This window comes from Streptomyces cavernicola, from assembly GCF_029968035.1.
In the GTDB taxonomy this organism is placed as follows: Bacteria; Actinomycetota; Actinomycetes; order Streptomycetales; family Streptomycetaceae; genus Streptomyces; species Streptomyces cavernicola.
Genome location: NZ_JASCIQ010000027.1, coordinates 37,527 through 56,206, shown reverse-complemented (window position 1 = coordinate 56,206; position 18,680 = coordinate 37,527). Strand labels below are relative to the sequence as shown.

Genomic DNA, 18,680 nt, shown 5'->3' with positions numbered 1-18,680 from the left:
GGAGTCGGTGGCCGATGGTCGGCGTCAGCCGTCGTAGCGGTAGAAGCCCCGGCCGGTCTTGCGGCCGAGCGTGCCCGCGGCGACCATGCGCCGCAGCAGCGGAGGCGGGGCGTACAACGGCTCCTTGAACTCCTCGTACATGGACTCCGCGATGGCCTGGACGGTGTCGAGACCGATCAGGTCGAGCAGGCGCAGCGGCCCCATGGGGTGGGCGCAGCCAAGGACCATGCCCTTGTCGATGTCCTCGGCGGACGCGAAGCCGGACTCCAGCATCCGGACGGTGGAGATCAGGTAGGGGACCAGAAGGGCGTTGACGACGAAGCCGGAGCGGTCGCGGGCGCGGATCGCGGTCTTGCCCAGGCCGTCGGTGACGAGCGTGGTGACGCGTTCGACGACGTCGTCGGCGGTGAGCTGGGTGGGGACGATCTCCACGAGTTGCTGCACCGGGACCGGGTTGAAGAAGTGCACGCCGACGACATGGTCCGGGCGTGCGGTGAGCGCCGCGAGTTCGATGACGGGGATGGAGGACGTGTTGGAGGCGATGATCGCGTCCGGGTCGAGGAGGACCTTGTCGAGGGCGGTGAGGATGCCGCTCTTCACGTCGAGCCGTTCGGCCACGGCCTCGACGACCAGGGGGAGTTCGGCGAAATCCGCCAGGTCGTCGGTGAAGGCGAGCCGTGCCAGGGCGGTGTCCCGGTCGGCCGCGGAGAGCTTTCTGCTACGGACGCCCCGGTCGAGGGAGGCGGTGACGCGGGCCTTTCCGGCCCTGGCGGCCTCGGCGTCGAGCTCGCCGACGAGAACGTCGAGGCCCGCGCGGGCGCAGACCTCGGCGATCCCGGAGCCCATCAGGCCGCAGCCGACGACTCCTACAGTGCTGATCTCACCCATCGCGCGGGCAGTCCTTTCTCGCATTCGGGACGGCTGGCGCGATCGGCTTCGCTGAATCACCGCGTACGGCCACCGCACCGCAGCCATTTCATCGGCGGCCGGGAATCCGAACAAGGGCGAATTCCGTGTCACGTATATAGCCAGAGCCGATGAATTGCGCGGACTTCCGGAAACGGGGGCTTCCCCGGCGGGAGGGGGCGGTCAGATTCAGGTCACGGAGTTGAGAAGATTTCCCACCTGGCACGTCAAGCCTTGATCGGTGCGGCCGCCCTCGCGGCCCGCTCGACCTTCGCGAAGTGGGCGGCGCGGGCTGCCTCGTCGATCTCCCTCTCGTGTGCGGCGCGCAGCCCGGTGCGGCCGTCGATGCCCTCGCGGAGAATATCGGCGTGCCCGGTGTGCCGGACGGTCTCGGCGAGGACGTGGGCCATGACGGCGAACAGGTTCGTGTTGGGGCGAGGCTCCGGCCACCACGGCACGTGGCCGGGGGTGTCGAGGGGGAGTTGGGTGATCGTCGCGTCCGAGCGGTCCCACGTACGCCGGTAGAACGCGGTGATCTGCTCGCGGGTCTCGTCCTCGGCCGCCCACAGGTCGCTGCCGTCGGAGTCCTGCCACCGGGGCAGCGGTTCCGGGGAAGGGCGGTCGAAGACTTCGCCGAGGTATCTGGCCTCGACGGTGGCCACGTGTTTGACCAGGCCGAGGAGGTTGGTCCCGGTCGCGGTCAAAGGCCGGCGGGCGTCGTATTCGGAGAGGCCGTCGAGTTTCCAGAGCAGCGCCTCGCGGTCCCGCCGCAGTCTCCCGTGCAGGTGGTGTTTCGCGAATTCATCGATCACCGGCAGGAGACTGTCATGGGCTGCTCGTGGCCTCAAGATCCGTACGGGCCTCCGCAACGCCTGGCGGTGGTGCGGAGGTCTCGCCGGTCCGGTCTCAGAGTTCAGGGCCCCAGGGCGCAGCCTTCAGCGATCCAGTTTCAGGGATCCAGTGTTCAGCGGAAGTGGCCGTCCAGGGCCTGTGCCAGGCGGACCACGTCGTGGCGGCCCTTGCGTGAGTTGCCGTTCCGCAGCGCCTGCAGGGCGGATCCGTGCACCACGGGGGACTGGTCGCCGAAGCCCAACTCGTCAAGCAGTTCGTGGATTTCGAGCTCGATGATGAGCTCGATGTCCCGATCGTCGACCAGATCGAGCTTGCCGAGGAACACCGCGATCTGCGAAACGCCCGCCTCTCGCGCCGCCGCCAGATACTCGCGGGTCTCGGGCATCGGCCCCTCGTCGGCGGAGACGACGAGGAGCACACCGCCCAACTGGTCCGCGCCGACGGCGAGTCGGGACCGGAAGTCGTCGGGATCGACGCAGTCGTACAGCTGGTACGGGCCGCGTGCCGTGGCGAACTGCCCCGGCGGCAGCTGAGGTTGCCGGTATTCCTGGGGCAGCAGCTCCCTCAACGCCTGGGTCACGGTGCTCTTGCCGTGCCCCTGGGAGCCGACGACCGCCGCCTGCACCACTGGTCCTGTTCCGCCTCTGCGTCCCCAACCCCACATGGGACTGCCCTTTCCTTCGCCGTGCAGTTGCCAGGGCAGGCTACGGCCCCGCCCGGCACGGCGGTGCGTGCGGGCGTATGGGCGTGCGGGCGTACGGATCAGCGCAGTCCGGCGAAGAGGTCGTTCTCCGGTATGGCAGCGCCGGTGGTGTCCTTGACCCGTACGAAGGTCTCCGTGCCCATCAGCTCGGCGAACCGCTCCTGCCCCATCTTGAGGAAGAAGATGTTCTCGCCCTGGCTGGCGTGCGCGGCCAGCGCGTCGAACTTCTGACCGCTGTACGGGGTGGTGTCGACCCAGGTGGTGATCTCGTCGTCGGGGAGCCCTATCTCGGCCATGGCGGCGGCCTCGGCGGGGTCCGGCTCCGGCATGTCCGGGTTGAACTCCCGCATGAGCTCGCCGAATCGCTGCATGCCCGAGCGGGGCATCGTCGTCCAGTACACCTTCGGCGTCAGCTCGGTCTGCTCCAGCTTCTCCAGGGCCGCCATCGTGATGCGGTGGGCCTGGATGTGGTCGGGGTGACCGTAGAAGCCGTTCTCGTCGTAGGTGACGACGACATCGGGGCGGTAGTGCCGCATGAGTTCCGCGAGCCGGTCGGCGCCTTCCTCGACGGGGGTCTGCCAGAAGGATCCGGGGGCGTCGTTGCTGGGCCAGCCGATCATCCCGGAGTCGGCGTAGCCGAGGAGCTCCAGGTCGCTGATCTTCAGGACTTCGCAGCTCGCCTCGAGTTCTTGCCGGCGCATCCGGGCGACGGCCGCCGGGTCGTGGCCGGGCTCGCCCGGCTTGATCCCTCCCGGCCCGTCACCGCAGCCGCCGTCGGTACAGGTCACGAGAACCGTACGGATGCCTTCCGCCGCATACCGCGCGAGGACCCCTCCGGTGCCGGTCGCCTCATCGTCGGGGTGGGCGTGTACGGCCATCAGCGTCAAGGGTCGGTCGGTCATGGAAGTCCTCCTGCGGTTATACGACCGGTCATATGTTTCGGTCCGGGTGCGCGGCGGGCGTACCGCGCCCCTGGGGCCCGGATCTCGGTGGAGCGTACGACCTGGTGGTGTCCGCTTTTCCCACGCGAGGCGCCGGCCCCTCGGCTGATGCAACCTCCCGGGCAGGACCGGCTGTTCCCGGTGCGGCGGATCGGCTTGCCGGGCTTGGGTGTCGCCGCGTGGTCCCGCCGATTCACAGTGCTCCGAGGAACCCCGGATCGGCCCCGTCGAACCGCAGGCACGCGTCGTGGCTCTGCCCCAGGATTTCCGCCATGGGCACGGCGCGGCGGCTGGTCGCCGGGAGGTCCCGGCGGGCCTCCTCCGACCACAGGGGCGGGAAGACCGACAGTCCCTGTCGGGGAGCCAAGGCGGATGCCTCGCTGTGCCAGCCCTCCCAGCGCAGGTCCTCGTAGAACGTCTGGAGGCCTCCGGTGAAGATCCAGGTCAGCCAGGCGGAGTGTCCGGCGCCGAGGGCGATCCAGCGGAGGGTGTCGGGGGCGAAGTAGATGATCTCGCCCGGCCCGCCGGGGCGTCCGGCCTCGCCGGGGGCGCCGCCGTTGACGGCGAAGACCCCGCCCAGCACGTCGTGCGCCACCACGAGGCCGGCATCCGGTGCCCATGCCGGATCGAACGTCGCGGGCATCGCGTTCACCTCGGCCAGGCCCGGTATCCCTTCGGGGTGGTCGCCGCTCGGACTTCCGAAGATCCGCAACCATCCGCCGTCCACGAGGAGGCCGCCGCAGTTCAGGACCAGACCGCCCAGATTCGACCGGGCGGAGACCTGCAGTTGCAGCAGGGCGGCACGGCCCAACTCGCCGTCGCCGGGGAGCACTTCGACCGGCACGTCGGTGTCGGACAGCTCCTGGACCAGAAGCGGCCAGGCCGGGTCCTCGACGTTGATCAACTCATCGGCTTCGCGCATCCCTGCATCCCCCGCGTCCTCGCATCCCCGCTTCCCCGCATCCTCGCACCGGCCGTCGCTTCTCCTGGTGGTGGGGCCCGACCCGGAGGAGACGGCCTAGCCCTCGGCGGATATGTCCACGCCGAGCGCGCGCGTCGCATGGTTGAGGAGTCCCTCGTCCGCGAACTCGGCGATCCAGTGGGCGAACCGGAGCGCGTACGCGTCGGCCCGCTGCTCGTCGACGGCGTCCCGGCTGTCGAGCGGCGCGAGCCCGAACTCCCGCAGCAGCCACTCCCGGTACTCCGCGAGCGTCACGTCGAACCGCTCCCGGTCCGCGCGGTCCTGCGGGGCGTCCAGGTCGAAGTAGTCGTCGAGTTCCTCCGGGTCCGGGTCGGCGCCGAGGAGTTGGAACAGCTCACGCAGGTCACCGGCCTCGATGCACAGGTCGCCCTCGTCGCCGAAGAAGACGACCGGCAGGGCAGCCAGGTCCGGCCGGTCGTCGCAGCGCCACAGCGCGTAGTACGACCCGGAGGACGTGGCGTACGCGAAGGGGATCAGGCGGTCCAGATACGTGTCGGGGGCGGCGCCGCAGAACCAGTCCAGGTCGTCGTCCCAGTCGAACAACTCGAAGCCGATGACGGAGAGATGGTCCCCGGAACGCTCCAGGAACTCCTTGAGCAGGTTGAGCTCGGGCACGGGGGAGTAGGCGTCACGTACGACGCTTCCAGGGCTCACGGCACTCACGGGACGGCACTCCTCCGACTTCGACGGACACTCTGCGACCACTACCGAAGACAGTAATCGCCGGGTCTGACAATCGAGTTGGGCGAAGGAAGCGCCAGCCGTCAAGGGCGGGAGAACGGCCGGAAGAGCGGTCGGGAGAAGACGGCCACGTCGTAGCGTTCGAGGACTGGGCGGGGCGTGTGCAGGGCCTCGTCACGGGCTGCGGCGTCGAGCTGGTCGAGGCCCCGGTGGAACTCCTCGTCGGTGAGGTGCGTGAACTTCGACTGCGGCCGGCCGGTGAGGCGGGCGTGGTACTCGTGCAGGTTCGCCGCCACCGGCTGGGCGAAGGAGGTGACGGTCTCCAGGGTGAGCCCGGCGGAGGCGAAGTCGGCGACGACCTCCTCCTCGCTCGGGAATCGCCGCTCGTCGACCGCCCGCAGCCGGGGCCAGTGGTCGTAGACCACCGCGTCGAGGCGTTCGCGGAACGTGGTGCGGACGAGCGCTCTGCCGCCGACGCGGAGCACGCGGACCAGTTCGCGGGCCGCGCGCGTGCGGTCCGGGATGTGGTGGATCACGCGGGACAGCAACGCCAGGTCGAAGGCGTCCGAGCCCGTGGGGAGGGCCTCCGCCTCCCCGGGCAAGTACCGCACCGCGGGGTGCGGATGGTGCCGTCGGACCTCGGCGAGCATCGCCTCGGATGCGTCGACGGCCACGACCTCACTGCCCTTGATCCAACGGGCCATCGCAGCGGAGAAGACGCCCGTTCCCGCTCCGATCTCGACGATCGACGGCGACGGCCGCCGCACATGCGAGGCGATCAGCGCGACCCAGGCCCGCAGGGACTCCTCGGGCATCTCGTTGCCGTGCTCGTAGGCGCCGGCCAGTCGCTCGTCGTCATGGGCACGGCTCATGGGGCGATCCTCGGGCAGGGAACACGCCGGAACAAGAACGCCTCCGCACGGCCCGTCCGCCTCGACGGCGTAACCCTGCCCGGCCCGCCGCGGGTTGAGGATCCAGCCCATCTCGGCTGCCGGGCGTGCGCACTCCGGAGGTGAGGACCACTTCGCCGATGTGAACAGCCGCAGGGCGGCCGGGCGGCCGGGAGATCACCCTGGCCCGGCGACCGTCTCGGGCGCGGGCGATAATCGCCGGATGAGTGCCATCGATCGGCCCCTGCCGCCCCTGAACGCCGACGAGCGTACGACGCTGGAGAGTTGGCTCGACTTTCACCGCGCCACCCTGGCCATGAAGTGCGAGGGGCTGAACGACGAGCAGGCCGCCACCGCGTCCGTGCCGCCGTCCGGTTTCACGCTGACGGGCCTGGTCCAGCACATGGCGGAGGTGGAGCGGAACTGGTTCCGGCGGGTGTTCGCCGGGGAGCAGGCGCCGCCCATCTTCGACCCGCAGGCCGACCCGGACGGCCCCGACGGCGGCTTCGACGTGGCCGAGGGCGCCGCCCTGAGTGATGCCCTCGCCACCTGGCGCGCGGAGGTCGCCCGCGCCCGCGAGCTGTGCGCCGACCGCACGCTGACCGACACCGGCCGCTTCATGGAGCAGGACGTCAACCTCCGCTGGATCTACGTCCACATGACCGAGGAGTACGCCCGCCACAACGGCCACGCCGACCTGCTCCGCGAACGCATCGACGGCGCTACGGGCGTGTAGCGCGGGCCGCGTTCCCGGCCGGGCTCGCTCCGCGTACGACCTCGGGGGCGCGGGTCGAGCGCCGGTCGAGGCAGGCTCGGGTTCGTCGGACGTCAACAGGTCCTGTGTGTACGGGCGTTGGGCGAGGGCCGGGCAGTGCGCCGGGGTCAGTGCTCGCAGAGGGAGAACTCCCGCTCGTAGAGCTGCTCGTTGTGCTCGTCGACGAAGAACTTGCGTTCGTGCATGAGCTGTTCGCGGAATCCGTGGGCCTGCTCCAGCGTCATGGTCGAGGTGTCGGCCCACGGCTGCTGCGGCGGTATGTCGGAGGTCGAGACGATCCGCCGCTCCGGGTCGACCAGGAAGAACGCCAGGATCTTGCGGTGCCCCGGCCGGGCCGGGTCGGCGAGCCGGAACGGGCTGACGCGGTGCTGCAGGACGTTCGGGAACGCCAGGCAGCGGCCCGCCGGCGTCGCCGCCGAACCGAGGACCTGGTTCAGCGGGTCCTCGTCCTCCAGGCCGTACACCTCGCTCACGCCCGTGTCGTCGTTCTGCTCGTAGCGCGGGTCGTCGAGCGCGGCCCGGAAGCCCAGCCGGCTCTCGGTGATGTTCTCGCTGTCCCAGTAGTAGAGGGCGGTCGAGACGATCCGCTCGTTCAGCATCCCCTCCACATGCCAGGAGCCGCCCGCGTACTCGGGCTTGTCCGGGGTGAGTTGAATGGTGGCGAGCTTCGCTATGACCTGCAGGCGTCGGCCGCGCAGGTCGACCCGGGCGGTGTCGTCGGGCGCCTCGGGTGCGCTGAACTCCGGGGCGTCCGGGACGGTCGGGCGGCGGTTGTCGTACCACTTGTCCATCGCGTCCTCGTACGCGGCTTGCTCCTCCTCGTCGTCGCCCTCGGGCCAGGACGGCTCGGCGTCCTCGTCGTACCAGGAGTACGGGTCCGCCTCGATCCGCAGCGGCCGCGGGTGGCGCAGATCGGTCAGCACGTTCTCGAACAGCGGCAGCACCCGGCCCAGCAACTCCGGGAGCACGGCGGCCAGTTCGCGGTGCTCCACGGGGTGGACGTTGTTCACGTACGAGAGGAAGGACACGCCGCCGTCGGCGTCGACCTCGACGTCCGTGGGCAGCCACTGGAACTTGTTCGAGAACTGGTACTTGGTCCAGTCCGTCCCCGCCGGGTTCTGCCAGGCCCGCTCGGGCCCGCCGCTCACCTCGCGCACGTTGCAGAACAGCGAGGGGTGCACCAGGTCCAGGACCTGGCCGTCGGAGCCCGGATGCCAGTCCTGCTCCGCCTCCGGGACGTCCTCGAGGACCCGGACCGCCTCGCGCAGGCGGGACCTGAGCGCGTCGTCGACCAGCGCGTCCGACTGCCACACGCCGTCCACGGCCGACACCTCGATGCCCGTACGCCCGTCCCGCAACTCCGCGTAGTGCGCCAGCTCGGCGAGCACATAGCGGATCTGCGCCTCGGTCATGCCCTGCTCGGCCGCTTCCCGCGTCCACCGGGCGACGATCTCCGGGTCCCGCATCTTCGCGAACCAGTCCGGCTTCGACCGTATGGCGGCGCTGCACCGGATCATCTCCAGCTCGCGCCGGGTCCTGGGCGGCGCCGTCGGCGTCGAGAAGGATTCGGCGAAGGGCAGGGGGAACGCGGCGAGCTCAGTCAACTCTCTTGGTCCTTCCAGGTGTTACGTGATGCCCGAAGGCTACTGGAGGGCACTGACAGTGCCCCCTCCAAGCCGTCGCACGCCGGGCGAGCGCAGGACCGCGGCCGGGGGAGGGGCGGACGGGACCGCGGCCGAGGGTAGGGGCGGACGGGACCGCCACCGGGGCCGGTCGGGCCCGCCGCCCCACGGGCCGACCGGCCCAGGACCCCTGACCCCCTCGGCACTGGGGCGGACCGCGCGGACGGGGGCACCGTGGGAGGACGAGACCGGTCGCCGGTCCGAGGCCGTGCCTCGGGAGAAGCCGAGGCCGGGCCTCGGCAGGAGGTGAGCGCGATGCAGCGGATACGGGTCACCCGCCGGCCCGAGCCACCGCGCCGACCCCGGCCGCTGGACCTGCGGTCCCCTTCAGGCCGCCCCCTCCGCTACTGAGCCGGCCGTAGCTGCCTGAAGCTGCCCGCAGTCCCAAGCGCAGCCGACCAGAAGCGCCACCCCCGACGTGGCCCGATGCACACCTCCGGCCGCTGAGCCGTCCAGCGGCCGCCGCCGGTCCGAATTCGCCCCGTACGCCCGGAAGTTGGCGGCCTCTGGTGCCTGCACCCTGAACCGTGTAATGAAAAGGTCAAGGTTTCGAATCGTACGACGATCGTCGGAATAGTCGCCCGAGGATACAGGTTCGAGGTACACGTAAGCGTCACGCACACCGAGGTGCGTGACGCTCTCACGTGGCATCCGCCACCCCGCCCCGTCCCGCCGTGTCCCGTCCCGCCCGCCCAGCTGTTCGCCGTCCCGCCGTTCCGCCGCCCGCCCGAGACCGCCTCCGGAGGCCCCTCTTCATGTCCCGTCCGACGACCTCGTCCCGCCGTGCCGGCGGCGTCGTCCCCGTCCTCGCCTTCTCCGGCATCGTCGTCGCCGTCATGCAGACCCTGCTCGTCCCCGTCATCAAGGACCTGCCGGAGCTCCTCGACACCGCGCCCTCCGACGCCACCTGGGTGCTGACCGCCACCCTCCTCGCCGGCGCCGTCTCCACCCCGATCATGGGCCGGCTCGGCGACCTCGCGGGTAAGCGCCGGATGCTGCTCGCCAGCCTCGCCGTCATGGTCGTCGGCTCGCTGATCTGCGGTTTCACCGACAACCTGCTCGTGATGATCGCCGGCCGTGCTCTGCAGGGCTTCGCCATGGGCGCCATCCCGCTCGGCATCGGCCTGATGCGCGACATGCTGCCGCCGGAGAAGCTCGGCTCGGCGATGGCCCTGATGTCGTCCTCGATCGGCGTCGGCGGCGGCCTCGCACTGCCGCTGGCCGCGCTCGTCGCCCAGCACGCCGACTGGCACGCCCTGTTCTTCGGCGCCGCCGGCCTCGGCGTCCTCGCGATAGCCCTGACCCTGGCCGTCGTCCCCGAGAGCCCGCTGCGCGCCCCGGGAACCTTCGACCTCGCGGGCGCCGTCGGCCTCTCCCTCGGCCTGGTCCTGCTGCTCCTGCCGATCACCAAGGGCAGCGACTGGGGCTGGGGTTCGGGCACCACCCTCGGTCTGTTCGCCGCGGCCGTCGTCGTGCTCGTCGCCTGGGGCGTGATGGAGCTGCGCCGCAAGGCCCCCCTCGTCGACCTGCGCACCAGCGCCCGCCGCGAGGTGCTGCTCACCAACCTCGCCTCGGTCATGGTCGGCGTCGCGTTCTACGCGGTGTCCCTGGTCCTGCCCCAGCTGCTGCAACTGCCCACCGCCACCGGGTACGGACTCGGCCAGTCCATGGTCGTCGCCGGTCTGTGCGTGGCGCCGCTCGGCCTGACCATGATGCTGACCGCCCCGGTGTACGCCCGCCTCTCGGCCCGCTTCGGCCCGAAGGTCACACTGCTCCTCGGCATGGTGATCATCGCCGTCGGCTACGGGGCCGGGCTCGGCCTGATGAGCGCGGCCTGGCAGACCGTCGTCATCTCGGTCGTCCTCGGGGCGGGCATCGGCCTCGCCTACTCCTCGCTCCCGGCGCTGATCATCGGCGCGGTCGACCCGTCCGAGACGGGCGCGGCCAACGGCCTCAACACCCTGATGCGCTCCATCGGCACCTCCGTGTCCTCGGCCGTCATCGGCATGGTCCTCGCCAACACCGCGGACCACGTCGGCGGCGTAGCGATCCCGACCCTGCACGGCTTCCGCCTCGCGTTCCTGATCGCGACCGGCGCGGTGGTGGGCGGCGTGCTGTTCGCCCTGTTCCTGCCGGGCCGCCGCACCGAGGTCCTGCAGCTGCGCGCCAGCAGCGAGGAGGACGAGGCCCTGGGCCGCGCCGAGGAGGCCCTCGCCGCCTTCCGCGGGCGGGTCCTCGACCCGGCCGGCGACCCGCTGCCCCGCGTCAAGATCACCCTGATCGACGACCGCGGCCGGCAGGCGGGCGCGGCCCTCACCGGCCCGGACGGCAGCTACTCCCTCAAGGTCCCGGACAGCGGCTCCTACATCCTCGCCGCGACGGCCCCCGGCCACGCCCCGAGCGCCTCGGCCGCCATCCACCACGGCGAGGGCCGGCCCGTCGACGTGGACCTGGCCCTGGAGCTGAACACCGGCTCTGCTGCCGCGAGTTGAGCCTGCGGAGGGCGGCCCGCACACGGACACGGACCTTGTGGGCCGCCCCCGCAGGCCCTCACGGCGGACCCGGCACGTCCGAGTGAGAGAGCGGGCCGCGCATCATTCGACCTGCGCCGGGAACCCGGTTCCAGGGGCACCACCGCCCCCACCACCGATGGAAAACGCGCACCGCATCTCACACCGCTGGGACTGAGTGTCATGGCTGACCCTGGCGACCGAGACTTCTACCAGCGCTCACCCGGCGCACACCTGCCGGAGGACCGACCGCGCGGCGGCGGACCGAGACGCCCGCTGAAGCACCCGGGCACGCTCGGGACCGTGCTGCTGGTCGCCCTCGTCATCCTGGTGATCCTCGTCGGCATCGCGCTGTTCCCTTGAGGCGTACGAGGCTGTTCCCGTGAGGCGCACGAGGCTGTTCCCGTGACGCGTACGGGTCAGGCGTAAGGCCGCGCCTTCCTCAGGCGTCGCCCGACAGCCGTACGTGCACACCGTCGTCCGCGTCGATCCGCACCTCGAAGGACGGCTGCGGGGCGGTGGCCGGGCCCCGGACGTTCCCGCCGTCCGACAGCCGGAAGACGCTGCCGTGCCAAGGGCAGCGCACACAGCCGTCGGCGATCTCGCCCTCCCACAACGGCCCCGACAGGTGGCTGCACCGCCCGGCGATGACGTGCAGCGGCCCGTCCGGCTCGCGGTACACCAGCAGCGGCACGTCGTCCAGGTCCCGGCGCACCGCCGCACCGGCGGGGAAGTCCGCCAACGTGCCCAACGGGTGCCAGTCCGCGCCCACCAGACGGGGCACCGACGTCGCCTTGTTGGTGCCCGCGCCCAGGCGGAAGGCGAGGTGTCCGCCGAGCATCGAGCCGGCACCGGCCGCGCACAGCCCGGCGTAGCCGAGGGTCTTGCCCAGCGCGGTACGGCCGTGGCGGCGGCTCAGCCAGGAGCCCGTGTAGAGGCCGATGGCCGTGGCGATCGACACCGCGTGCACCAGGCCCGTACGCATCTGGTCCTCGCGCTGCTCCGCCCAGTCGACCCAGCCCGCCCAGGCGGTCGGCGCCGCCGAAGCCAGGCCCACGCCGACGAGGAGACGGGCACTGCGCCCGGTCCCCGGCACGGCGTCAAGGACCGCGGCGGACAGCCACGCGCCCATCGGGACCTGCACGAGCGCGGGGTGCAGCGGATGCCCGATCGGCAGGCCCTGCAGCACATCGCGGAAACGCCCGATGGGCAACCCGCGCACCACCTTCCGGACCCGCCCGATCGCCGGGTCCAACTGCTCCAACCGCCCCAGTGCGTCAAGGGACTTGAGGAAGGCGGCCTCCGCACGCGCCGCCATCCCGTTCGCCGTCCCGTTCCCCGTCCCGCTTCCCTCGGTTCCCGGGTTCTCCGGTGCTCCCATCACTCTTCGTCCTCACCCTCGCCGTCGTCGTTCTGCTCCTGCCTCCACCGTCGCGCGCGCTCCGCCCGACCACCACTTGAAGCATTGACCCTCCGTAACCGCCGAGGCCTCCTACGCTCGGTACATGACCGAAAACGAGATCCAGCTCAAGGCGATCGCGGCACTCACGGCTCTGCGCGGAGGCGTCGGGGCGGACTACGTGTCCGAGCTGCTCGGCGAGGTCATCCCGACGCAGTTCCTGGTACCGGACACCCAGGACCCGACGGAAGTCAGCCAGGCCGTCCTGGACCAGCTCTCCGAACCGCTGAGCGCCCTGTTCAACGGGTTGGTGCTGGCGTTCCAGACGGTCGCCGACGCCTACGACCAGACGGAGCCGGACAGCCCCACGGAGGCGGACAGCCCCACCGAGGCGGTCCTGCAGACGCTCGCGCTGACCATCGCACGCGAAGAGAGCTGACAGCGGAGAGAAGGCACGGCACGACGCCGGGCGCTGTGTTGCGCTGTGGTCACGGGAGCTCCCGCAGCATGGCCGTCGTGCGGCCCGTCACCCCGGGCACGTCGGCGTCGCGGACGCCGTCGAGCAGCCACCGGTCGATCTGCACGGACGCCTCCACGACCGGCCGCACGCGCGCGACGCGCCGCTCGTAGTACGCCTGGAAGAGCGCGTCGTCCCAGACATCAGCGGCGGACACCATGCCGGCGAGCACCCAGGCATCCTCCAACGACAGGGCGGCGCCCTGCGCCAGGGTCGGCGGGCAGCAGTGCGCCGAGTCGCCCACGAGGACGACCCGGCCGCGGTGCCAGGAACCCTCGACCAACATCCGGGCGAACGCTGTGTAGTTGACCTGATCCGGGTCCGTGATGTGCGCGGTGATCTCCGGCCAGAACCCGCCGTAGTGCCGGGCCAGGGACCGCATCTCGTCCGCGTACGAGGAAGCCGGCAGCGAAGCCCGCTCGCGCTGGTTCTCGACGACGTACGCGTAGAGCGTGCTCTCGCCGGTGGGGCAGTATCCGGCGATGTAGGCGGGGCCGCCGTAGGCGATGTCGGTGCGGGTGAGGCCGGCCGGGCGCGGTGCGGCGACCCGCCAGACGGCCATGCCGGTGGGCTCGGGCCGGTCCGTGATGCCGATGGCCGCACGGGTGCCGGAGCCCACGCCGTCGGCGGCGAGCACCAGGTCGTAGCGGCCCTCGCTGCCGTCGGTGAAGCGGACGGTCACGCCGTCGCCGTCCTGGTCCAGGGACGCGGCGCGCACGCCGAGGCGGACGGTGGCGCCGCCGGCGCGGACCGCGTCGATCAGGATGCTCTGCAGCTGTGCGCGCTGCATGCCGAGGGTGGCGGGCAGGTCGTCGCCCCCGGCGCGCAGGCTTTCCGCGACGTGCAGGACGGTGCCGTCAGGGGTGGTCACGCCCATGGCGTCGAAGCCGTAGCCGGCCTTCTCGACCTGCTCCCACACGCCGAGTTCGCGCAGCACGCGCAGGGCGTTGCCCTGGAGGGTGATGCCGGAGCCCGCGGTGGCGTTCCAGTCGTCCCGGGCCTCGACCAGGTCGACCGCGATCCCGGCGCGGCGCAGCAGGATCGTCGCGGCGTTCCCGGCCGCGCCGCCGCCGACGACGAGGACCGTGCGGGGGCTGCTCATGGATGACTCCTCTGCTGCTCCGGCTGCTCGGGCTGCTCGGCGTGCTCGACCCGCATCCGTCACCCGGCGCTCGGGCTGGTCCAGCCCTTCGGGAGGTGGGCGACGCGGACACGCTGCGGGTGGTCGCCCACGGGGACGGACTTGATCTTCCGTCCGGTGGCGAAGTCGATGGCGGTGACCTGGTCCGCGGCGCTCTCCGAGATCACACAGGCCTTGCCGTCGCCGCTCACGGTCGCCCAGTACGGCTTGGCGGCGGGCACGAGCGGGCCTTCCTCCAGGGTGTCGCGGTCGACGACCGTCACGTACTCGTCCATCGTCCCGGCGACGCAGAGCTTGGTGCCGGCGGGGTTCATGGACATCCCGTGGTGGCGCGAGTCGTTGACGTACGTGGTGCGGTCGTCGGAGGTGTCGGGGTTCTTCGGCAGGGTCTTCATACGCGTGATCTCGTCGTCGGCGACGTCGTACTCGAAGAAGCCGTTGAAGAACGAGACCTGGAAGTACATCTTCGACTCGTCGGGCGTGAACGCCACCGGGCGAATGGCGTCGGACTTGTCGGACTGCCCGTACGCGTCGAGGCGTTCGCGCAGGTCGATCGTCCGGACCACCTCGAAGGTGTCGGCGTCCGCGACGGTGATCCTGCGGTCGCCCTTGAGGCCGTCCAGCCAGGGGGCGTCGAGGGCGTTGTTGACCTCGCCGATCGCCATGTTCCAGATCTCGCCGTCGCGGGTGAAGACGTTCTCGTGCGGCTTGTCGCCGGTCTTGAAGGAGCCGACCTGCTCGCCGGTGCGGATGTCGAGCACGTGGACGGTGTTGCCGGTGGAGGCCGAGACCGCCACGCGGGAGCCGTCGGGGGAGACGGCCATGTGGTCGGAGCGGTAACCGGCCACGGGGAAGCGCCAGTTGACGCGTCCGGTGGCCGTGTCGATCGAGACGACGTCCGCGAAACTCGGCCGGGACACGACCACGGCCGAGCCGTCCGGGGTGGTGTACATGTCGTCGGTGTACTGGTCGTGCCCCTCGCCGACGGTCAGCCGGATGCCGAGGAAATAGGCGAGCTTGACGGGGTTCGCATAGATCTCCCGCAGCCGCTCCTCCTTGTCGGGCACGAGCCCGATCCGGCCGACCTTCGCGAAGTCGCCGCTGGACTCGATGACGTCAGCGGTCCCCTCCCAGTTGTTGCCGACGAGCAGCACCTCCTGCAGGCCACCTCGCGACGTGTCCTGCGGGCCCTGAGTGCCTTGCGCGGCCTGAGTGGCGTGCGTGGCCTGCGCCGGGCCGGTGGCGAGGAGCGTTCCGGCGGCGGTCGCGGTGGCCACGGCGCCCCGGACGAGGAGCCGGCGCCAACGGGGAGACAGGGAAGCTCGCATGTACGTGGCTCCTGAATCAGGAAGGAGGGCAAGGTAGTTACCGCAGGGTAAGTAGGCGGGGCCGCGGTCACAAGGCCTGGTCCCGAAGAGATCGAACCCGTACGGGAGTCGGGGGGCGGAGCTCGCCACCCGGCACGCGGCGGCGCTCGCGCCGCTGCGGCAGTACGAGTCCCAACTCGCCCACATGGTGCGGCTGCTGGCCGTCACGCCCGGCCCCGACAGCCCCGACAGCCCCGACAGCCCCGACAGCCCCGACAGCCCCGACAGCCCCGATCAGCTCCTGCGACTCCTCGACGAGAGCCGCCCGTCCGCCGCGGGGGAGGTCTCGCGCAGCGCTTCATCGCCCCGCCGAGCACCCGTTGAACTGGCTGCCCCCGCGCCGAACGGCTCTCGAGTCCGGCGCCGCCTTCCCGAGCCGCTCGATACACGGCTCCGCCGGCCCCTGGACAGGTGGTGCCAGGTGTGTCAGCGGTTCGAAAGCGCGGTGTGCTGGGCCTGGGCGACGGCCCGGAAGAAGCCGGTCTGGGCGGCGGCGCTGCACGGGGTCTCGGGGTTCCACGGCTCGACGGTCGCGCCGGCGGTGAGGGCACGCCAGGCGGGGAGGGCGGTGAGGTCCTGCGGTTGGACGGCGTTGGAGCGGCTGTCCGCCAGGACGAGGTCGGCCCCCAATGACGCGGCCTGCTCCCAGCTCATGGACATCCAGTTGATCCCGGCCCCCTCTCCCGGATCGGTCATGTGGACCCCGAGGTCCATCAGGTGCTTCAGGTCGGGCCAGGTACGGGGCCGGGCCACATGTACCTGCTCCGGGCCGGCCGCGGACAGCGCCAGCACGCGGAGCGGCACCGGTCCGGCGGCCACGGCGACGCGCACCGCCTGCTCAGCGGCTGCCAGCCGGGTCGCGGCCGCGAGCCGGGCGGGGGCCTGCGCGTCGGCTCCCAGGGCGTCGGCGAGTTCCGCGAAGCGCTCCAGGATTCCGGCGAAGCTCGCCTCGCTTCCCACCGTCAGCGCCACGCTGGGCACCCCGGCCTCCTCCATCCGCTCGCCGAGAGGGTCCGAGAGGGCGTACGGGTTCTTCTCGTCGTACGTGACATCGACGATCAGGTCCGGCCGGAGGGCCGACAGCGTCTGCTCGTTCAGGTCATCTCCCGCCCCGGCATAGGGGATTCCGGCCGACGGGAGTCCTCCCGCTTTGGCGCGGTCCCACGACGCCCCGTCGTGGGCGGAGCCGAACACGCCCACCAGAGGAATCCCCAGGTCCCACAGCGCCGCACCGGCACGGACGTACGCCGCCACCCGCTCCGGCCGCCGTTTCGCAGTGACCGTCCGCCCTCTGTCGTCGGTGAACTTCCACGCTCCGGCCTCTGCCATCGGGACTTCCCTTCCCTCTCGACGTCCCTCTCGATGCGCCGAACTCCCGCTCTGGCGCCCCGCCTTGAGCCGGTACGACCCTGCCCGCGCGACTGCTGTCCCAACCGCTCCCGGGGCGCCCGTACGGGACAGGTGGGAGGGAGGGGATGCGCGGACAGAGACCCGGCTTGTTAAGGTAAGGCTTACCTAACTGTGAAGGGGAAGGAATGTCGATGAGCAGCCGATGCACGGAACCCACCCCCGCCGAACGGGCCCGCTCGATGCTCGCGGCGGCGGAATCGCTGACGCTCACCACGGAAGCGCACCGCATCGAACTGATCGGCCTGCACGCCGTGGACTCCTCGGGCCGGCTGACGCTGACCGATCCGGTGGGCGGCCGGCTCCGGAGCGACCTCGTTCACGCACCGCACAACTGCCGCACCGCATCCGCCGAGTTCACCGATGTCGCACCGACGGCTCTGCGTGACCGTGTTCGGGCGCGCCTGACGCTCGGCGGCCGGCTCGAAGCCGTCGGCGAGGACACACCGGAACAGCTGTGCTTCAGCCCCGCACGGGCCGTCCTGTACGAGGGGGGCGAGGCCACCGCCATCGGCGTCGACGAGCTGAGTGCCGCCAGGCCCGACCCGCTGGCCACCTACGAGGCGGACCTGCTCACCCACCTCGACGCCACACGGACCCACACTGCGGAACGGCTGAGCCGGCTGCTCGCGCCGCAGCTCCTTGTCGGGGTCGTCCGCGTCCGGCCCGTGCGACTCGACCGATACGGCCTCGTACTGCGCCTCGAGAGCGAGCACGGCCACGAGGACGCCCGCCTGGCGTTCCCCGCCCCGGTCAGCCACCCCGGCCAGGCGGTGCGACGGATCCGCGAGTTGCTCGTCCGGGCCGCCGCCCGCCCGCCCGCACCGCGACGAGCTCCCCGTCGGGCCGTGACCACGCCGTCGGGGAATCCGGGCCGTGCTGACCGAGGGGCGCGACGGCGAGACGTCGTGGCGGCGATCATCCGTGCCGCACCGGCGGCGGCGACGATCTACGCGCTGCCGCCGCGCGAGGAGGCGGAGGCGGGGCGGTGCCGACGCGTCGCCTGCCGGGGCGAGACTTCGCGAGACGAAGGCAGGGCCAGGGGCGCGCGGGAACTGTAAGCGCGCTCACCGAAGTTCGGCGCGCGTGTGGGTCGAACGTCAGGACCGGGCGGATGCGGCGTTCTGTTCCAGGCGGGCGTCCAGAGTGGCGGCGAAGTCCTCGGCGCGGGAGAGCTGAACCCGCAGCTTCTCCACCTGCTCGGCGGCGGACTGCTGGTAGGTGCGGATCCGCTCCAGGAGGGCGGCGCGCTCGTCGGCGTCCAGATCGGCGACCTGGTCGAGGCGGTCGGTGGCGTCGAGGAGGTCGCGCATCTGGTCCAGCGTGAAGCCGAGGGGCTTCATGCGGCGGATCACCATGAGCCGGGCGACGTCGGCCTCGGTGTAGAGGCGGAAGCCGCCCTGGGAGCGGGCGGAGGGGATCACGAGGCCGGTCTCCTCGTAGTGCCGGATGGTGCGCAGGGACAGCTCCGTGCGCGCGGCGACCTCGCCGATCTGCATGTGCTTGCCGTCCACGCCCGTGACCTCGGCCTTTCTCCTCGGCGGCAGTCCGCATCCTGATGGGCCGCCGATCTCTACCCTAACGTTAGGGTAGAGTTTCTCGTGGTGAGGGTCGCGGAGCGCTGCCCTGACCGTTGCACTGCCGGGGCCGACGGCGCCCCCGGCGAGGACCGATTCTTGCAGGAGACGAGCGTGCGCGAGCCCATGCCGCCCGACGCCGCAGCCTGCCCGCCGTGACGCTTCGCCTCAGGACGTGAGCCCGGCTGCGCATGCGTCGGCCCGTGCCAGTCCTCTTCGTCTTCAGGCTCTGTGTGGTGCGGAGCCGTCCCCGGAGACGCCGGCCCGGCCTCTCCGTGTCCTCCCGTGCACCCCTGTTTTGTCGAGGGGGTGCGCCTGAGCACGACAGGTTTCACGTTGTCCTCTTCTGC

At 71.4% G+C, this 18,680-nt stretch carries 18 protein-coding genes; 5 read left to right on the top strand and 13 right to left on the bottom strand.

From position 1 onward, the window contains the following. Positions 1-24: 24 nt before the first annotated feature. The 7 genes from QIS96_RS24195 to QIS96_RS24165 all read right to left on the bottom strand — a co-directional run bounded on the left by QIS96_RS24195 (position 25) and on the right by QIS96_RS24165 (position 5,937). The gene (locus QIS96_RS24195; protein WP_282544829.1) at positions 25-888 is read right to left on the bottom strand and encodes a 3-hydroxybutyryl-CoA dehydrogenase; all 864 of its coding nucleotides are present in this window, start codon (positions 886-888) and stop codon (positions 25-27) included. 245 nt (positions 889-1,133) lie between these two features. Next, positions 1,134-1,718: a DinB family protein gene (locus QIS96_RS24190; protein WP_282544828.1), complete on the bottom strand. Its 585-nt coding sequence runs from the start codon at positions 1,716-1,718 to the stop codon at positions 1,134-1,136. 152 nt (positions 1,719-1,870) lie between these two features. Then, on the bottom strand, positions 1,871-2,386 hold the full coding sequence (locus tag QIS96_RS24185; RefSeq protein ID WP_282544827.1) for a GTP-binding protein: 516 nt from the start codon (positions 2,384-2,386) through the stop codon (positions 1,871-1,873). Between the two features lie 134 nt (positions 2,387-2,520). After that, the gene (locus tag QIS96_RS24180; protein WP_282544826.1) at positions 2,521-3,363 is read right to left on the bottom strand and encodes a PIG-L family deacetylase; all 843 of its coding nucleotides are present in this window, start codon (positions 3,361-3,363) and stop codon (positions 2,521-2,523) included. A 232-nt stretch (positions 3,364-3,595) separates the two neighbouring features. Further along, positions 3,596-4,324, bottom strand: a complete 729-nt coding sequence (locus QIS96_RS24175; RefSeq protein WP_282544825.1) for a DUF2625 domain-containing protein — start codon at positions 4,322-4,324, stop codon at positions 3,596-3,598. A 96-nt stretch (positions 4,325-4,420) separates the two neighbouring features. Beyond that, positions 4,421-5,047: a hypothetical protein gene (locus tag QIS96_RS24170; RefSeq protein ID WP_282544824.1), complete on the bottom strand. Its 627-nt coding sequence runs from the start codon at positions 5,045-5,047 to the stop codon at positions 4,421-4,423. A 101-nt stretch (positions 5,048-5,148) separates the two neighbouring features. Then, positions 5,149-5,937 (bottom strand): class I SAM-dependent methyltransferase, encoded by a 789-nt coding sequence (locus QIS96_RS24165; RefSeq protein ID WP_282544823.1) that lies wholly within the window; start codon positions 5,935-5,937, stop codon positions 5,149-5,151. A 241-nt stretch (positions 5,938-6,178) separates the two neighbouring features. Here QIS96_RS24165 and QIS96_RS24160 point away from each other — a divergent pair, with 241 nt between their 5' ends. Beyond that, entirely contained in the window at positions 6,179-6,691 is a 513-nt protein-coding gene (locus QIS96_RS24160; RefSeq protein ID WP_282544822.1) for a DinB family protein, read from the top strand. A gap of 146 nt (positions 6,692-6,837) precedes the next feature. Here the strand turns inward: QIS96_RS24160 and QIS96_RS24155 are convergent, their stop codons facing one another. Beyond that, entirely contained in the window at positions 6,838-8,334 is a 1,497-nt protein-coding gene (locus tag QIS96_RS24155) for a DUF4246 domain-containing protein (protein ID WP_282544821.1), read from the bottom strand. Positions 8,335-9,167: 833 nt separating this feature from the next. On the opposite strand from QIS96_RS24155, the gene QIS96_RS24150 reads away from it, so the two are divergent. Next, positions 9,168-10,904 carry an MFS transporter gene (locus QIS96_RS24150; protein WP_282544820.1) on the top strand — a complete coding sequence of 579 codons (1,737 nt, stop codon included), beginning with the start codon at positions 9,168-9,170 and terminating at the stop codon, positions 10,902-10,904. A 201-nt stretch (positions 10,905-11,105) separates the two neighbouring features. After that, entirely contained in the window at positions 11,106-11,285 is a 180-nt protein-coding gene (locus tag QIS96_RS24145) for a hypothetical protein (RefSeq protein ID WP_282544819.1), read from the top strand. Between the two features lie 79 nt (positions 11,286-11,364). Here QIS96_RS24145 and QIS96_RS24140 read toward each other — a convergent pair whose 3' ends face one another. Further along, positions 11,365-12,240: a Rieske (2Fe-2S) protein gene (locus QIS96_RS24140; RefSeq protein ID WP_282544818.1), complete on the bottom strand. Its 876-nt coding sequence runs from the start codon at positions 12,238-12,240 to the stop codon at positions 11,365-11,367. A gap of 187 nt (positions 12,241-12,427) precedes the next feature. On the opposite strand from QIS96_RS24140, the gene QIS96_RS24135 reads away from it, so the two are divergent. Beyond that, positions 12,428-12,760, top strand: coding sequence for a hypothetical protein (locus QIS96_RS24135; protein WP_282544817.1), 333 nt, complete (start codon positions 12,428-12,430; stop codon positions 12,758-12,760). Between the two features lie 49 nt (positions 12,761-12,809). Here the strand turns inward: QIS96_RS24135 and QIS96_RS24130 are convergent, their stop codons facing one another. The 3 genes from QIS96_RS24130 to QIS96_RS24120 all read right to left on the bottom strand — a co-directional run bounded on the left by QIS96_RS24130 (position 12,810) and on the right by QIS96_RS24120 (position 16,675). Next, entirely contained in the window at positions 12,810-13,940 is a 1,131-nt protein-coding gene (locus QIS96_RS24130) for an FAD-dependent monooxygenase (protein WP_282544816.1), read from the bottom strand. Between the two features lie 59 nt (positions 13,941-13,999). After that, positions 14,000-15,307, bottom strand: a complete 1,308-nt coding sequence (locus QIS96_RS24125; protein ID WP_282544815.1) for a YncE family protein — start codon at positions 15,305-15,307, stop codon at positions 14,000-14,002. Between the two features lie 465 nt (positions 15,308-15,772). Beyond that, positions 15,773-16,675, bottom strand: coding sequence for an ABC transporter substrate-binding protein (locus tag QIS96_RS24120; RefSeq protein WP_282544814.1), 903 nt, complete (start codon positions 16,673-16,675; stop codon positions 15,773-15,775). A 212-nt stretch (positions 16,676-16,887) separates the two neighbouring features. Between QIS96_RS24120 and QIS96_RS24115 the strand changes: the two genes are divergently transcribed. After that, positions 16,888-17,814, top strand: coding sequence for a DUF2470 domain-containing protein (locus tag QIS96_RS24115; protein WP_282544813.1), 927 nt, complete (start codon positions 16,888-16,890; stop codon positions 17,812-17,814). 39 nt (positions 17,815-17,853) lie between these two features. Here QIS96_RS24115 and QIS96_RS24110 read toward each other — a convergent pair whose 3' ends face one another. After that, positions 17,854-18,267: a MerR family transcriptional regulator gene (locus tag QIS96_RS24110; RefSeq protein ID WP_282544812.1), complete on the bottom strand. Its 414-nt coding sequence runs from the start codon at positions 18,265-18,267 to the stop codon at positions 17,854-17,856. Between the last annotated feature and the right edge of the window lie 413 nt (positions 18,268-18,680).

Coding starts and splice junctions, on each gene's coding strand:
- QIS96_RS24195 (WP_282544829.1), bottom strand. CDS start 888: ATGGGTGAGATCAGCACTGTAGGAGTCGTCGGCTGCGGCCTGATGGGC.
- QIS96_RS24180 (WP_282544826.1), bottom strand. CDS start 3,363: ATGACCGACCGACCCTTGACGCTGATGGCCGTACACGCCCACCCCGAC.
- QIS96_RS24175 (WP_282544825.1), bottom strand. CDS start 4,324: ATGCGCGAAGCCGATGAGTTGATCAACGTCGAGGACCCGGCCTGGCCG.
- QIS96_RS24165 (WP_282544823.1), bottom strand. CDS start 5,937: ATGAGCCGTGCCCATGACGACGAGCGACTGGCCGGCGCCTACGAGCAC.
- QIS96_RS24160 (WP_282544822.1), top strand. CDS start 6,179: ATGAGTGCCATCGATCGGCCCCTGCCGCCCCTGAACGCCGACGAGCGT.
- QIS96_RS24150 (WP_282544820.1), top strand. CDS start 9,168: ATGTCCCGTCCGACGACCTCGTCCCGCCGTGCCGGCGGCGTCGTCCCC.
- QIS96_RS24145 (WP_282544819.1), top strand. CDS start 11,106: ATGGCTGACCCTGGCGACCGAGACTTCTACCAGCGCTCACCCGGCGCA.
- QIS96_RS24140 (WP_282544818.1), bottom strand. CDS start 12,240: ATGGCGGCGCGTGCGGAGGCCGCCTTCCTCAAGTCCCTTGACGCACTG.
- QIS96_RS24135 (WP_282544817.1), top strand. CDS start 12,428: ATGACCGAAAACGAGATCCAGCTCAAGGCGATCGCGGCACTCACGGCT.
- QIS96_RS24130 (WP_282544816.1), bottom strand. CDS start 13,940: ATGAGCAGCCCCCGCACGGTCCTCGTCGTCGGCGGCGGCGCGGCCGGG.
- QIS96_RS24125 (WP_282544815.1), bottom strand. CDS start 15,307: ATGCGAGCTTCCCTGTCTCCCCGTTGGCGCCGGCTCCTCGTCCGGGGC.
- QIS96_RS24120 (WP_282544814.1), bottom strand. CDS start 16,675: ATGGCAGAGGCCGGAGCGTGGAAGTTCACCGACGACAGAGGGCGGACG.
- QIS96_RS24115 (WP_282544813.1), top strand. CDS start 16,888: ATGAGCAGCCGATGCACGGAACCCACCCCCGCCGAACGGGCCCGCTCG.